This window comes from Nocardioides ureilyticus, assembly GCF_051280745.1.
Taxonomy (GTDB): Bacteria; Actinomycetota; Actinomycetes; order Propionibacteriales; family Nocardioidaceae; genus Nocardioides.
Window position 1 is genome coordinate 50,819 of record NZ_JBNCOG010000015.1, and the last position, 14,812, is coordinate 65,630.

The 14,812-nt window shown below is 73.4% G+C and carries 11 protein-coding genes; 2 read left to right on the top strand and 9 right to left on the bottom strand.

All coding sequences use genetic code 11. The annotated features are described in order from the left end of the window. Window positions 1-108: 108 nt before the first annotated feature. The 4 genes from ACSMHG_RS10380 to ACSMHG_RS10395 are packed head-to-tail and all read right to left on the bottom strand — an operon-like array spanning window position 109 to window position 5,061. A complete protein-coding gene (locus ACSMHG_RS10380) occupies window positions 109-1,344 on the bottom strand; it encodes a substrate-binding domain-containing protein (protein ID WP_435744497.1) in 1,236 nt (411 codons plus the stop codon). Continuing rightward, a complete protein-coding gene (locus ACSMHG_RS10385) occupies window positions 1,344-2,459 on the bottom strand; it encodes an ABC transporter permease (protein WP_435744499.1) in 1,116 nt (371 codons plus the stop codon). Before ACSMHG_RS10385 ends, ACSMHG_RS10380 begins: the two co-directional genes overlap by 1 nt. After that, window positions 2,456-3,478 carry an ABC transporter permease gene (locus ACSMHG_RS10390; RefSeq protein WP_435744501.1) on the bottom strand — a complete coding sequence of 341 codons (1,023 nt, stop codon included), beginning with the start codon at window positions 3,476-3,478 and terminating at the stop codon, window positions 2,456-2,458. Before ACSMHG_RS10390 ends, ACSMHG_RS10385 begins: the two co-directional genes overlap by 4 nt. Further along, window positions 3,475-5,061, bottom strand: a complete 1,587-nt coding sequence (locus ACSMHG_RS10395) for a sugar ABC transporter ATP-binding protein (RefSeq protein ID WP_435744503.1) — start codon at window positions 5,059-5,061, stop codon at window positions 3,475-3,477. The genes ACSMHG_RS10390 and ACSMHG_RS10395 overlap by 4 nt, the downstream gene beginning before the upstream one ends. A gap of 93 nt (window positions 5,062-5,154) precedes the next feature. On the opposite strand from ACSMHG_RS10395, the gene ACSMHG_RS10400 reads away from it, so the two are divergent. Both ACSMHG_RS10400 and ACSMHG_RS10405 read left to right on the top strand, forming a co-directional pair. Beyond that, window positions 5,155-6,315 carry an ROK family protein gene (locus ACSMHG_RS10400; protein ID WP_435744505.1) on the top strand — a complete coding sequence of 387 codons (1,161 nt, stop codon included), beginning with the start codon at window positions 5,155-5,157 and terminating at the stop codon, window positions 6,313-6,315. Window positions 6,316-6,370: 55 nt separating this feature from the next. Next, on the top strand, window positions 6,371-8,413 hold the full coding sequence (locus ACSMHG_RS10405; protein ID WP_435744508.1) for an ATP-dependent DNA helicase: 2,043 nt from the start codon (window positions 6,371-6,373) through the stop codon (window positions 8,411-8,413). A 73-nt stretch (window positions 8,414-8,486) separates the two neighbouring features. Here ACSMHG_RS10405 and ACSMHG_RS10410 read toward each other — a convergent pair whose 3' ends face one another. From ACSMHG_RS10410 to lexA, 5 genes are all read right to left on the bottom strand, one after another. Next, window positions 8,487-9,815, bottom strand: coding sequence for an alkaline phosphatase family protein (locus tag ACSMHG_RS10410; RefSeq protein WP_435744510.1), 1,329 nt, complete (start codon window positions 9,813-9,815; stop codon window positions 8,487-8,489). Next, window positions 9,815-11,500: an alkaline phosphatase D family protein gene (locus tag ACSMHG_RS10415; RefSeq protein ID WP_435744512.1), complete on the bottom strand. Its 1,686-nt coding sequence runs from the start codon at window positions 11,498-11,500 to the stop codon at window positions 9,815-9,817. Before ACSMHG_RS10415 ends, ACSMHG_RS10410 begins: the two co-directional genes overlap by 1 nt. A gap of 116 nt (window positions 11,501-11,616) precedes the next feature. Next, window positions 11,617-13,116 (bottom strand): MXAN_6640 family putative metalloprotease, encoded by a 1,500-nt coding sequence (locus ACSMHG_RS10420; protein ID WP_435744515.1) that lies wholly within the window; start codon window positions 13,114-13,116, stop codon window positions 11,617-11,619. Window positions 13,117-13,142: 26 nt separating this feature from the next. Continuing rightward, on the bottom strand, window positions 13,143-13,916 hold the full coding sequence (locus tag ACSMHG_RS10425; RefSeq protein WP_435744517.1) for a phosphatase PAP2 family protein: 774 nt from the start codon (window positions 13,914-13,916) through the stop codon (window positions 13,143-13,145). Between the two features lie 89 nt (window positions 13,917-14,005). After that, window positions 14,006-14,743: a transcriptional repressor LexA gene (lexA, locus tag ACSMHG_RS10430; RefSeq protein WP_435744520.1), complete on the bottom strand. Its 738-nt coding sequence runs from the start codon at window positions 14,741-14,743 to the stop codon at window positions 14,006-14,008. Window positions 14,744-14,812: the final 69 nt, after the last annotated feature.

A 14,812-nucleotide genomic window follows, 5' to 3' on the forward strand; every position in this document is an offset into this window, starting at 1 on the left:
GCGGAGGTCGGGTCGGAGGTCAGGTCGGAGGTCGGGTCGGAGGTCAGGGGCACGGGTCCCCGGGCCGGCCGGGCGGTGGGTGCACCGCCCGGCCGACCGCTGCGGGGGTCAGGGGATCTGGCGCTCCTGCCAGACCTGCGGGTACCCGGGCAGGTCCTCGCCGCCGAACTTCGCGTAGTGGCCGTCGGGCATGCCCTCGTTGGCCTCGAGGAAGTCGGCGCGCTCGTCCTCGGTGATCGGCTCCTGCGGGAGCACCCACTCCTGCGGGATCTCCTCGCCGGCGGCGATCTTCTGCACCGCCAGCAGCGGCGTGCGCCACTGGAAGTTGGAGTAGACCGGGGCCAGGCCGTTCAGCCCGGTCTCCTCCCACTTGCGCAGGAAGCTCATCTCGTCCTCGCCGGTCATCACGGGGTAGTCGACGCCGGCGTCCTCGAAGGCCTCGATCGCGGCGACCGCGCCGTCACCGGCGTCCATCCAGACGCCGTCGACCTCGCCCTGGACGAGCTCGTCGGAGATGATCTTCTTGATCTCGGTCGGGTCGGCGCCGGTGAAGTAGTCGACGGCCTCGATGCCGTTCTCCTCGAAGATCTTCTCGGCCGCGGCCCAGCGGGTCTCGAGCACGTCGACGCCGGGCAGGATCCGCAGCGCGACGACCTTGTCGCCCTCCTCGAGGTTCTCGACGAGGAAGTTGGCGGTGTCGATGCCCCACGCGTAGCCGCCGATGGGGTGGATGAACGTCGTCGGGCAGTCGGTGTTGACGCCGCGGTCGAAGACGATGACCGGCTTGCCGGTCTCGCAGGCCCGCTCGACGGCCGGGGTCAGCGCCGCCGTCGAGTTCGGCGAGATGATGAAGACGTCGCAGTTGCCCTCGGAGATGAAGTAGTCGATGTCGGCGATCTGGGTGTTGTCGTCGTCCTGCGCGTCCCGGGTCTCCATCTCGGAGATGACGCCCTCGTCCTGGAGCACCTCCAGCTGCTGGTTCATGGTGATCCAGCCGGTCTGGCGCCACGGGTTGGAGATCGAGGCGTTGGCGAAGCAGACCTTCTGGGGCTGGTTGCTGGCGAGGTCCGAGGTGTCGGTCATCTCGCCGTCGATGTACTGCAGCCAGGGCTGCTCCGGGTCGCCCTCGAAGGTGGCGTCGCGCTGGGCCATCTGCTCGTCGTACTCGGCCTGGACGAACCACTCCTGGCTGCTGCCACCCTCCTCCTCGACGTCGGAGGACGGGTCCTGGGCGGTCGGGTCGTCGTCGACCGAGGAGTCGGTGCTGCACGCGGCGAGCGTGGCCAGCACGGCGACGGACGCCGCGGCGCCCCTGAACGACCTGGTGGGCAACGTTCTGCGCATCAGTTGTCTCCTGTGGTTGTGCCCTGGGTGGGCAGTTGGGTGGGGTGCGGACGGGCGTCCCGGGAGGTCGAGGTGGTACGCCGGGGGCGGCGGCGGTGGGTCCAGGCGCGGGCGGCCACGGCGACCGCGGCGATGATGATCAGTCCCTGCACGGTGTCGCGCCACGTGGACTCGATGCCGTAGGCGGTGAGCAGCACGAAGAGCAGCTCGAGCGCCACCGCGCCGGCCGCGGCGGAGAGCACCCAGCCGCGGCCGCCGCCGAGCAGGACGCCGCCGAGGACGACCGCGGTGATGGCGGTGAACTCGTAGCCCTGGCCGACCGAGGGGTGCACGCCGGCGTACCCGACGAGGATGATGCCGGCGAGGGTGGCCGAGAGCGAGGAGATGATGAACGCCCGGGTCTTGAGCCACCACAGGGAGCTGCCGGAGACCCGCGCCGCGGCGGGGTTGTCCCCGGCCGCGACCAGGCTGCGGCCGAACGGGCGGCGCATCGACCAGGAGGCCAGCGCGGCCACGGCGAGCAGGATGAGCAGCGGGTAGGGGATGACCTCGACCACCGGCACGTCCTCGAACCCGCCGCGGCCGATCTCGCGGAAGGAGTCGGCCGGGTTGCCGGTGGCGGCGCCGCCGGTGAGGTGGTCGATGAGGCCGCCGAGGGCGAGCATCATCCCGAGCGTCACGATGAAGCTGGGCACGCCCAGCAGCGTGGTCCCCAGGCCGTTGAGCAGGCCGATGAGGACGCCGACGCCGATCATCAGCGCCATGACGGGGAGGATCCGGCTCTCGTCGTCGCCGATGAGGTTGCCGGCCATCACCACCTGGGCGGCGACGACGGCGCCCATGGAGAGGTCGAACTCGCCGGAGACGATGACGTAGTACTGGCCGATCGCCGCGATCGCGATCGGCGCGGTCCGGCCGAGGAAGCGGACCAGGACACCGGGGTCGCCGAAGTTCGGGTTGGCGGCGATGGTCGCGACCAGCAGGACGAGCACGAGGACGTAGACGGCGCCGCCCGGGGTGGCGAGCGCCGCTGCGACCCGCCCCGCCACCCCGCGGTCGTGGGCCGGCAGGGGCGCGCGGTCGGCCCGCCCGGGCACGAGGGTCGAGGTGCTCACGTCGCCTCCTGGAGGGTCGGCCGGGTGGGGGCGGCGCCGTCGAAGCGGGCCGGTCGGGCGTCGACCTGGCGGCGGGCGTAGACCGCCACGGCCACGACGATGACCAGGCCGCGCACGACGTTCTGCAGGAACGCGCTGACGCCCATGACGCCCATGACGTTGTCGAGGACGGAGAAGATCGCGACGCCGGCGAGGGTGCCGACGATGTTGCCCTTGCCGCCGGCCAGCACGGTCCCGCCCAGGACGACCGCGGCGATCGACATCAGGTCGTAGCCGCCCTGGCTGCCGATGGTCGGGCTGCCGACGCTGAGCCGGGCGACCAGCAGCAGGCCGGCCAGCGCGGCCATCACCGACGAGAGGGTGTGGGCGACCAGCACCGGCACCGAGGTGCGGATGCCGGAGAGCCGGGCCACCTCGCGGCTGCCGCCGACGGCGTACAGGTGGTGGCCGGTGCGGGTCCGGCGCAGCAGCACGATCACCAGCACCGCGCACCCCAGCAGGATCAGCGTCGAGACCGGCACCGGGCCGATGTGGGTGGCGCCGACGAGCCGGAAGGAGCGGGGGGCCGAGCCGTGGCTGCCCTGGTAGTTCGTGGCGAGGTAGCCGCTGACGACGAGGCCGACGCCGAGGGTGGCGATGAAGCCGTGGACGTTGAGGTAGGCGACGATCGCGCCGCTCGCCAGGCCGATCCCCGCGGCGACGGCGACGGCGAGCAGGACCGCCGGCAGCACGTTGGCGTCCTGGCCGTCCATGGTGCCGGCGGCGAGCACGCTCACCAGGCTCACGACGTAGGGCACCGACAGGTCGAGGCTGCCGACCAGGATGACCAGCGTCTGCCCGATGGCGATGAAGCCGAGGATGCTGATCCCGGTCAGCAGCGCCGAGATGTTGCCCGAGGAGAGGAAGTTGCGCCCCTCCAGCGCGGTGAGCACGACGCCGAGCACCAGGCTGAGCACCAGCAGCGCCAGCACGATGCCGGTCGAGGAGAGGCGCGCGGCGCGCGCGGTCAGGGCGCTCACGGGGCGCTCACCCGCTCGGTGCCCGTGCCGGCGCCCGTGCCAGCGCCCGTGCCGGTGCCCATGCCGGTCGCCACCTGGAGCACCTGCTCCTCGGTGGCGCCGCCGGGCAGCTCGCCGGCCAGCCGGCCGTCGTGCATCACCAGGATCCGGTCGGACATGCCGATCACCTCCGGCAGCTCGCTGGAGACCATGAGGACGGCGACGCCCCCGGCCGCGAGCTCGCGCACCAGCTCGTAGATGGAGTGCTTCGCGCCGACGTCGATGCCACGGGTGGGCTCGTCCATCAGCACGACGCGGGGCTCGGTGCTCAGCCAGCGGGCCAGCACGACCTTCTGCTGGTTGCCGCCGGAGAGGTACTGCACCTCCTGGTCCATCGCCCGGGCCGAGACCTCGAGCGAGGAGAGCAGGCCGGGTACGTCGCGGCGCACCGTGCTCGTGCGGCCGGGGAAGACCGCGCGGACCACCGCGAGCGCGTTGTCGAGGATCGACTGGTTGAGCGCCAGGCCGGTGGCCTTGCGGTCCTCGGTGACCATGGCCAGGCCGGCCCGGACGGCTGCGCGCGGCGACCGGGGGCGGACGTCGCCGCCGGCCACGCGCATCGACCCGCGGGTGAACGGGCGGACCCCGAAGATCGCCTCGAGGAGCTCGGTGCGGCCCGAGCCCTGCAGGCCGGCGACGCCGACGACCTCGCCGGCGCACAGGGTCAGGTCGACGCCGTCGACGTACCCGTTGCCGGCGCCGGAGAGCTCCAGCAGCGGCTCCCCCACCTCCGTGCCGGGCCGCGGCTGGGGGAAGAAGGAGGAGATCGAGCGGCCGACCATGAGCCGGACCAGCTCGGCGTCGTCGAGGTCCGCGGCGGGACGGGTGGCGACCTGCTCGCCGTCCTTGAGCACGGTGATGACCTCGCAGAGGTCGAAGATCTCCTTGAGCCGGTGGGAGACGTAGATGATCGCGACGCCCCGGGCGGTGAGCCGGCGGATGACGGCGTAGAGCAGCTCGACCTCGTGCTCGGCGAGGGCCGCGGTGGGCTCGTCCATCTGGATGACCCGGGCGTCGTAGCTGACCGCCTTGGCGATCTCGACGATCTGCTGCTCGGCCACCGAGAGGCTGCCGACCCGTTGCCCGGCCGTGAGGCCGGTGATCCCGAGCCCGGAGAGGAGCTCCTCGGTGTCGCGGACCATCCGTCCCGTGTCGACGAGGCCGCGGCTGCGCGGCTCCCGACCCAGGTAGACGTTCTCCGCGACCGTCCGCTCCGGGAGCAGGTTGAACTCCTGGAAGACCGTCGAGAGGCCGGCCTGCTGCGCCTGGACGGGGTGCCGGAAGGCGACCGTGGCGCCGTCCAGCTCCACGGTGCCGGCGTCGGCGGAGTGCACGCCGGCGAGGATCTTCATCAGCGTCGACTTGCCCGCGCCGTTCTCGCCGACGAGGCCCAGCACCTGGCCGGCGCGGAGCTCGAGGTCGACGTCGCGGAGCACGGTGTGGCCCACGAAGCTCTTGGTCAGGCCTCGGGCGCGCAGCACGACGGCGCCGGGCTCGGCCGAGGTGGCGCTGGGCGGGGCGTCGGCCCGCGGTGTGGTGGACACGTGCCGACTGTGGCACGCGTCACCGTCTTTTGTCGAGAGGTCGGCAGAAGTCGATGGCTAGACGTCCAGAAGTGGGCGTGGAAGACTCCCGCCGTGCGCACGAGCGACGTCTTCGACCTCCTCCGGGACGGTCAGCCGCGCACCCGGGCCCAGCTCGCCGAGTCCTCCGGGCTGGCCCGCTCCACCATCGCCGCCCGGATCGACGCGCTGATGCGGCTGGGGCTCGTCGCGCCGTACGGCGGAGGCGTCTCCACCGGTGGCCGGCCACCGTCGCTGCTCGCGCTCAACCCGCTCGCGTGGGTCGTCGCCGGGGTCGACATCGGGGCCAGCCACGCCACCGCCGCGCTGGCCGACCTCTCGGGGCAGGTGCTCGTCGAGCGCCGCGAGGAGCTCGACGTGGCCCTCGGGCCGAAGCACGTCCTGGGCTGGGTCGAGGACGTGCTGGCCGAGCTGCTGGCCGAGCAGGGCCGCGGCGTCGCCGAGCTCGCCGCCATCGGCGTCGGGCTGCCGGGCCCCGTCGAGCACTCGACCGGCCGCGCGATCAACCCGCCGATCATGCCCGGCTGGGACGGCTACGACGTGCCCGCGCACGTGCAGCGCGCCTACGACGTGCCGGTCCTCGTCGACAACGACGTCAACATCATGGCGCTCGGCGAGCAGCACGCCCACCTGCGCGACGTGGCCGACCTGCTCTTCGTCAAGGTCAGCACCGGGATCGGCGCCGGGATCATCTCGGGCGGCCGGCTGCAGCGCGGGGCGCAGGGCACCGCCGGCGACCTCGGGCACGTGGCCGTCGGCCGGGCCGCCGACGTGCTGTGCCGCTGCGGCAACCGCGGCTGCCTCGAGGCGGTCGCCGCCGGCCCGGCCGTCGCCGCAGCGCTCCGGGCCGCCGGCGTCCGCGCCGAGGACGGGCGCGACGTCGTACGGCTGGTCCGCGGCGGCGACGTCCGCGCCATCCACGCCGTGCGCCAGGCCGGGCGCGACCTCGGCGAGGTGCTGGCCGCGCTGGTCAACGTCATCAACCCCGCGGCGATCGTGGTGGGCGGCTCGCTCGCCGACGCGGGGGAGAGCCTGCTCGCGGGCATCCGCGAGGTCGTCTACCAGCGGTCGCTGCCGCTGGCGACCCAGCACCTGCGGATCACCACCTCACAGGCCGGCGAGCGGGCGGCCGTGACCGGTGCGGCGGCGCTGGCCATCGGCCACGTGCTGTCGCCGGACTACATCGACACCGCCAGCGCGGCGCTCACGAGCTGACTGCTCCTCCACAGCGGAGGCCCGGGGTGTCGGCGGGCGCGGTTAGGGTTCTCTGGTGTCCGGGACCCCGTCGGTGGCAACGCCCACCAGCCGTGTGAGCGAGGTGCTCGCCGGGGCGGTCGCCGCCCTCGGCGGCACCGAGCGCGAGGGCCAGGTGCGGATGGCCGAGGCCGTGGCCAAGGCCTTCGCCGACGACGAGCACCTCCTCGTCCAGGCGGGCACCGGCACCGGCAAGTCGCTGGCCTACCTCGTGCCCGCGCTGCTCCACCGCGAGCGGGTCGTGGTCGCCACGGCGACGCTCGCCCTGCAGCACCAGCTGGTCGAGCGCGACCTGCCCCGCCTGGTCGAGGCAGTCGCCCAGGGCCCCGCCAGCGACGCCGACACGTCGTACGCGGTGCTCAAGGGCCGCTCGAACTACGCCTGCCTGCACCGGGTCCGCGAGGGCGTCCCCGACGACCAGGGCGCGCTGGTGCAGATGCCCGAGGGCTCGATGGGCCAGAAGGTGCTCGAGCTGCGCGCTTGGGCCGAGCGGGAGGCCGAGGACAGCGGCACCGGCGAGCGCGACAACGCTCCGCGCCACACCGACCGCGAGTGGCGCCAGGTGAGCGTCACCCACCGCGAGTGCCTGGGCGCGGCGAAGTGCCCCTTCGGCCAGGAGTGCTTCGCCGAGCTCGCCAAGGAGAAGGCGCAGCGTTCGCACCTGGTGATCACCAACCACAGCCTGCTGGCCATCGACGCCATCGAGGGCGTGCCGATGATCCCGGAGTACGACGCCGTGGTGATCGACGAGGCGCACGAGCTGACCGCGCGGGTCACCCAGGCCGCGACCGACGAGCTGTGGGCGGCCGAGGTCGAGCGGGCCGCCCGGCGCAGCCAGCGCCACGTCGACCCTTCGACAGGCTCAGGAACCGGTTCGGAGGCCGACGACCTCGCCGACGCCGCCGACGCCCTGCGCAGCGCGATGGACGAGGCCCGGCCGGGCCGGTTCGACCGGATGCCGGTCGACCTCGGCGACGCCCTGGTGCTGGTGCGCGACGCCGCGCGCGCGTGCCTCTCGGCGTACCCCCGTGGAGACGACAAGGACGGCGAGCCCGACGCCGGGCTCCGGCAGGCGAAGGCGTCGGTGCAGGAGGTCTTCGCGACCGCCGAGCGGATGGCGGCCGACCTCGACTCCGACGTGCTGTGGCTGACCGAGGGCACCGACCGCCTGCCGCCGCGGCTGTGCGTGGCGCCCCTGCAGGTGTGGGGTCCGATGCGCGACAAGCTGCTCACCGACAAGACGGTGGTCTTCACCAGCGCGACGCTGATGCTGGGCGGAGACTTCGGCAACGTCGCCTCGAACGTCGGGCTCAAGCCGAGCGAGCGGGTCATCGGCGACGACGGTGCCGGTGGTGGGGGAGCCCAGCGGACCGACACTCGGCTCCCGTGGCGCGGGATCGACGTGGGGTCGCCGTTCGACTACGGCCAGCAGGGGATCCTCTACGTCGCCCGCCACCTGCCGCCGCCGGGCCGCGACGGGCTGGTGAAGGCGCAGCTCGACGAGATCGTCGAGCTGGTCGACGCCGCCGACGGCCGGGCGCTCGGGCTCTTCTCCTCGCGGCGGGCGGCCGAGGCCGCGGCCGAGGTCGTCCGCGAGCGGCTGCCGCACCTGACCACGCTGGCCCAGGGCGACGCGCAGCTGCCGGAGCTGGCCAAGCAGTTCGTCGCGGACCCGCACACCGTCCTCTTCGGGACCCTGTCGCTGTGGCAGGGCCTCGACGTCCCCGGCGACACCTGCCAGCTGGTGCTCATCGACCGGATCCCGTTCCCTCGTCCCGACGACCCGCTGATGTCGGCGCGGCAGAAGGCCGCCGACCAGGCCGGCGGCAACGGCTTCATGCAGGTCGCAGCCACGCACGCGGCGCTGCTGATGGCCCAGGGCGCCGGCCGGCTGATCCGCACCACCACCGACCGCGGCGTGGTCGCCGTCCTCGACCCCCGCCTCGCCACGGCCCGGTACGGCGGCTTCCTCAAGGCCAGCCTGCCGCCGATGTGGACGACCACCGACCCGGCGGTCGTGCGCAAGGCGCTGGCGCGGCTCGCAGCCACCGCCCGCTGACCCTCTTCCGCTCTCGTGCTGCCCAGCGTGCGCCAGGGCGCACGCTGGGCAGCACGGGAGCGGCTGAGCGCCCTCAGATCCGGGAGCGGCCGTCCCACCCGCCCCGCGGCCGACCCTTCAGGCCGAAGAACTCCGCCACGGTGGGCGCGACGTCGACGGTCGAGGCCAGCACCGAGGAGACGTCGCGGCGCGCGGCCGGGTGCCCGCCGCCGATGAAGAACGGGATGGCTCGCGTGGCCGGGTGGCCGTGGTTGCCGGGGATCGGGTTGGAGAACGGCGTCGGGTCGCTGAACCGCCAGCCGGCCCGGCAGTAGGCGACCACGTCACCGGCGTTCGCGCCCAGCCGCATCCACGGGCTGGCCGCGCGGTCGTGGGCGGTGAGCACGCCGTCGGTCGCCCGGGCGATCTTCACCATCCGCGCCACGGCCCGCTCGCGCTGCTTGGCCGGCCCGGTCCAGTAGAGCAGGTTCGCCCCGCCGTTCTGGGCGATGACGACCTTCCCGGCCAGCAGCGGGTCCGCGCCGACCGGGCCGCTGAGGGAGACGATCCGGTCGGGGCGCGACCAGTCCATCGAGTGGTCGGCCAGGACCATCACGATCGAGCGCTCCCACCGGCCGCTGGACTTCAGCATGTCGAGGAAGCGGCCGACCTGGAGGTCGGTGGAGACCAGCGCCGCGCGCCGCAGCACCTGCAGCGAGCCGCCGGTGAGGTCGCTGTGGCCGACGCGGTCGACGTCGCCGAGGTTGACGAAGACCAGGTGCGGGTCGAGCTCCTCGACCATGCTCAGCGTCGCCTCCATGGTGGCGGCGTCCGGGGAGTGGTTGGTGATCGGCAGCAGCGGGAACGGCTCCCAGCGGTGCGTGGCGCGCTCCCCGAAGATCGTGTAGAGGTAGTCCTTGCTGAGCACCGTGCCGGTCGTGTAGCCGTTCCGGTTGAGCCGCTCGATCACGGTGGTGACCTTGATGTCGTTCGCCCGCTCCATCGTCCGCAGCTCGCCGAGCCGACGGTCGTAGATCTCGTTGGCGGGCACGCCGCTGCGGTCGGGCCGCACGCCGGTCATCATCATCACGTGGTTGGGCAGGGTCTCCATCACGGGCATCGAGTGCGCCCGCGGGAAGTGGCGGCCGCCGGCGCGCAGGGCCGCGAGGTTCGGCATCAGCCCGCTGTCGATCTCGTCGGGTCGGCAGCCGTCGACGACGAGCACGTAGGCCCGGCGGCGGTTGCGGCGGCCGGCCGCGTGGGCCGGGCCCTCGAGCGCGCCGACCGCGGTCGAGAAGGTCAGCGCCGCGCCACCGGCGCCGGCGACCTTCAGCAGCGTACGGCGGTCGGTCGCCCGGGGAGCCAGGGCGCCGGCGGCGTCAGTAGCGACGGCGGCGCCGTTCGGGGAGGTCGGTGCGCACATCAGCCGTTCACCGGCCCGTCGACGGCGACGACCTTGTTGGTGCCGGCCCGGGTGGCGAACGACCGGGACCAGGTGGCGCCGGTGCGCCGGTCGGTCCGGGAGCCGATGACGTACCAGTCCATCTGCGCCCGCGCGGGGGTGACGTCGAGGACCGAGTAGCCGTGGCTGTCGAAGTCGAGGTACTTGATGTGCGGGTTCGCCGTCCGGATCGCCCCCTCGACCGCCAGGCTGGCGGTGCGCGGCGGGGCGCCGATGATGTCCTTGAGGTTGTTCGAGGTCACCGAGGTGCACACGAACTCCACGCCGGCGGTCTCGCTCGCCAGCGGGTAGGCGCCGCGGTCGTAGGGCAGGTCACACGCCCAGCCGGAGTGGATGTCGCCGGTGAGGAAGACCGTGTCCTTGATGCCGCGGTCGCGGATGTGGGTGAACAGCTCGCGGCGGTCGTCGGTGTAGCCGTCCCACTGGTCGACGTTGTACGGCAGGCCGTCGCGCGGCAGCAGGCCGGTGACGTCGCTGATCGGCCCGATCAGGTCGTTGGGCAACGCCGCGAAGGTGACCGGCGTGATCATCACCGAGGTGCCGACCAGCTTCCACTGGGCGCGGTCGCGGGCCAACGACTTCTTCAGCCAGTCCATCTGCTGGCGGCCGGTGATGGTGCGGTCGGGGTCGCTGACGGCCGGGTCGACCCCCGGGACCAGCACCTGCTCGTCGCGGTAGGTGCGCAGGTCGAGCATGCTCAGCTCCGCCAGGCGGCCGAACGTGAGCCGGCGGTAGAGCCGGGTGCCGTCGCCGAGCCGGGCGGTGCCGTCGAGGCGGACCGGCATCCACTCGTCGTACGCGCGGTGGGCGCGGGCCCGGCGCCGGGGCCAGCCGCCCTCGCCGCCGGGACCGGAGCCGGGGGTGTGGTTCTCCGCGCCGTCACGCCAGGAGTCGTTGGTCGTCTCGTGGTCGTCCCAGATCGTGACGAACGGCGCCTTCGCGTGCAGGTCCTGCAGGTCGGGGTCGGTCTTGTACTGCGCGTGCCGCTGGCGGTAGTCGGCGAGCGTGACGATCTCACCGGCCGGCTGGTGGCGGCGGACGATCTGGTCGCTGCCGGCGCCGTACTCACCGGCGGGGTACTCGTAGAGGTAGTCGCCGAGGTGCAGCACCGCGTGGAGGTCGTCGCGGGCCGCGAGGTGGCGGTAGGCGCTGAAGTACCCCGCCTGCCAGTTCGAGCACGAGACGACGCCGAAGCGGAGGTGGTCCGGCGTGGCCTCCGGGGCCGGTGCCGTGCGGGTGCGGCCGACGCGGCTGCGCTGGCCGCCGTAGCTGAAGCGGTAGTAGTACCAGCTCTCCGGCGCCAGGCCGGTGACGTCGAGCTTGACCGTGTGGTCGCGGCTGGCGCTGGTGACGAAGCGGCCGCGGCGCACCACCTTCCGGAACCGCCGGTCGCGGGCGACCTCCCAGCGCACCTCGGCGCGCGGGCCCTTGCCCGACCCCGGCTTCGCCGACCGGGTCGGCGTCACGCGGGTCCAGATGAGCACGGCGTGGGGCAGCGGGTCGCCCGAGGCGACCCCGTGCTGGAAGACGCGGTGCCGGGCGGCGGCGATGGCGGGGGTCGAGGTGCCGGCCACCGTCGCGACGCCGAGGCCGGTGGCCCCGGAGGCGACGACGGTGCGACGACCGACGGTCGTGGTGGTGTTCACGCCTCAGTGAACGACACTCGCGGCCGGACGTGACGAGCTTGGCGATGTGAGCACCGTCTGTTCAACCGCCGGACGCCGGACGTTCCGGGCTCGGCCGGCAGCAGCCGGGCGCGCGCTCAGCGGCGTACGACGGCCTTCACCCGCGCGACCTGGTTGTCGTCCACCGGCACCCCCATGCAGGAGAACGGCGAGGACTTGGACCGCCAGCACTGCGAGCGGCCGCTGGCGTTGACCAGGGTCACCTCCACCGCGGCGACCTTGGCCCGGGTGAAGGGGACGGTGCGGCGGCCGGCGCCACTGCGGTCGAGCCGGATGGGAGTGGTCGTCGTGGAGCCGGACCGGGACACGACCGTGACCAGCGCGATGGACCCGCGGCTCAGGTCGGCCATGTCGACCCGGACGGCCAGCCGCCGGCTGCCCCGCTTGGGCAGGAAGCGGCCGGTGGCGGAGGCGAGGTGGTCCAGCTTCGTGGCGTACCAACCGCGCTTGCGGCTGAACCGGCCCAGCGGCGCGGTCGGGTAGCGGTTGGCGGCCCCCTCGGCGTAGGCCTGCGCCGGCCGGCGGTTGGCCACCGCGAAGGCGGCGTACGCCGCGCCGAGGCTGGTCCCGCGGGCGGTGAGCTCGCTGGCGACCGCCTGCAGGGAGTACTGCTTCGGGCCGCCGGGCGCGTCGTCCGCGCGCCGCCACATGTCCCGCACCAGGGTGGGCATGCCGCCCGCCTCGGTGTCGAACCGCTCGGTGAGGAAGCGGAAGAAGACCCATCCGCCGTACTCGTGGCCGTCCCCGTACTGGTCGAGCGAGCGCGCGGGGTGCGAGAGCGGGCTGGTGCCGAGGTAGCCCACGTTGTCGTCGACGTCGTCGAAGACCTCGTCCTCCGCCCAGGTGGCGGTGGCCTCCATGAACCAGCCGTCCTCCGCGACGTCGTAGCCGAACTGCACGGCGTGGAAGTACTCGTGCGCGGCGGTCACCTGCATGTTCTGCAGCGGCGTGCCGTGCCGGAACTGCGTCGGCGAGAAGTCGTCGTCGAGCACGCAGTAGGCAGAGGTGTCGTAGCGGCCGTCGGCCGGCGGCTGGTCGGGGCTGCAGTAGCCGTAGAGCTGCTCGGCGCCGACGTCCTGCAGGTAGATGTCGGGCAGGGCGTTCCCGCCGGCGCTGCCGTCGGGCTTGACCGGCCGGTAGCCCGCGTCGACGTAGGTCTGCTGGAGGCCCTCGACGGTGGCGATCACGGCGTCGACGTAGCCGGGCTCGACGTCGCTGGCGTTCCAGTGCAGGCAGATCGTGGCGGTGCACCGCGCCTGGCTGGTCGCCGGCCGCCGCAGCAGCGCGTCGGCGCGGGCCCGCTCGGCCCCGGTGAGGGTCGAGCGGCGCAGCGTGAGGTCGCGCAGCGCGAGGGTCGCGCTGGGGCCGCCGCGGCCCTCGAGCACCGCCTCGGCGCGGGCCAGGGCCCGGCGTGCGCTGGAGAGCGCCCGCGGCGTGGGCTCGGTCATGGGGCCGGTCGTGCGCTCGGCGACCGGACGGTCAGCCGACGCGCGGGGACCGGCTGCTGCCGGCGCCGCGAGGGAGGCGCCGGTCGCCAGGACCAGGGCAAGGGTGAGCAGGGGACGGGCAGCGCGCATGGGGGCTCCAGGTACGGCGGGGAGGGTCAGCCAACAGGAGCGGGGTGCTCGTGCGCATGCCTCGTACGGGTCATTCTCGGGGTCATCCACCGTGCGACGGCGAAACCCACGCCGATGACGGCCCAGCCGGCCAGCACGTCGAGGACCCAGTGGTTCCCGGTGCCGACGATCACCACCGCGGTGATCGCGGCGTGGGCCCATGCCAGGCCGTGCGCCCATCGGCTGCTGGAGTGGCGCTGGACGATGATGGCCACCCACAGCGCCCAGCCGGCGTGGAGCGACGGGAACGCCGCCAGCTGGTTGGTCAGCTCGCCGAGGCCCTGCGGCGCCGAGGCGTCGGAGCCCCACCAGCCCTCGGTCGCGTGGAGGGCGAGGACGTCGACGTACCCGTCGACGAAGCGGGGCGGCGCCATCGGCAGCATCAGGTAGAGCGCCAGGCCCACGGTGGTCGCGGCGACCAGCGCGCGTCGCTCGGGGACGTAGCGGCGGGGGCCCTTCCGGAAGAGCCAGACCAGGGCGCCGGCCGTGACGACGTAGTGCGCGGTCGCGTACCAGAAGCTCGACAGCAGACCCACCAGTCGGATCTCCACGAAGAGCTGGTTGAGGGCGAACTCCCAGTGCAGGCCGACGAGCCGCTCGACGTTCAGCAGCTCCTGGGCCCGGCTCAGTGCTGGCCCCATCGCGTCGTCGGCGAAGTGCCGGGAGACGCTGTAGGCGACGTAGAGGACCGCCAGCAGCGCGAGCTCGGCGAGCCCGCGCCGCAGGCGGGAGCGTCCGGTCGGGCTGGTGGAGGGAGGCACGCGCTTAGCCTCTCATCAAGACAGGTGATTAGGCATCAGGCTTGACCCTGACCTTCACCCGATCTCCCCAGCTCCGGCCCCGACCGGCCTCACATCCGGCGCAGGACCGCCGTCACCTTGCCGAGGATGGTGGCGTGGGTGCCGTCGATCGGCTCGTACGCCGCGTTGTGCGGCAGCAGCCAGACCTGGCCGTCCTTGCGCTGGAAGGTCTTCACCGTCGCCTCGCCGTCGATCATCGCGGCGACGATCTCGCCGTTGTTCGCCGTCGGCTGCTGGCGGATGACCACGTAGTCGCCGTGGCAGATCGCGGCCTCGATCATCGAGTCGCCGGCGACCTCGAGCAGGAAGAGCTGGCCGTCGCCGACGAGCTGCTTGGGCAGGGGGAAGACGTCCTCGACCCGCTCCTCGGCGAGGATCGGGCCACCGGCGGCGATCCGGCCGACCATCGGGACGTACTGCGCGGCGGGCATGGCGTCGCCCACGCCGGTCTCGTCGAAGGAGCTCTCGTCACCGCTGGAGATCGAGCGGCGGGTGGCCATCGCCTCGGGCAGGAAGACCTCGAGCGCCCGCGGGCGGTGGGGGTCGCGCTTGAGGAAGCCCTTCTCCTCCAGCACCTTCAGCTGGTGGGCCACGCTGGAGGAGCTGGTGAGGCCGACCGCCTCGCCGATCTCGCGCATGCTGGGCGGGTAGCCCCGGCTCTCCACGCAGTCGCGGATGTGGGTGAGGATCCGCGTCTGCCGCGGGGTGAGGCCCGTGACGCCGGGCGCACCGTCGGGCAGCTCGGAGACCTGGGGGCCGGGGTTGGTCGGGCCGGGGTTCTTCGCCATGGGGTGCCTTCCGGGGTGGGCGCGGGACGCGTGCTGCCGATGCAGGTGCTGATGAGTCTGGTGCGGGGT

Coding starts and splice junctions, on each gene's coding strand:
- ACSMHG_RS10380 (WP_435744497.1), bottom strand. CDS start 1,344: ATGCGCAGAACGTTGCCCACCAGGTCGTTCAGGGGCGCCGCGGCGTCC.
- ACSMHG_RS10410 (WP_435744510.1), bottom strand. CDS start 9,815: ATGTGCGCACCGACCTCCCCGAACGGCGCCGCCGTCGCTACTGACGCC.
- ACSMHG_RS10420 (WP_435744515.1), bottom strand. CDS start 13,116: ATGCGCGCTGCCCGTCCCCTGCTCACCCTTGCCCTGGTCCTGGCGACC.
- lexA (WP_435744520.1), bottom strand. CDS start 14,743: ATGGCGAAGAACCCCGGCCCGACCAACCCCGGCCCCCAGGTCTCCGAG.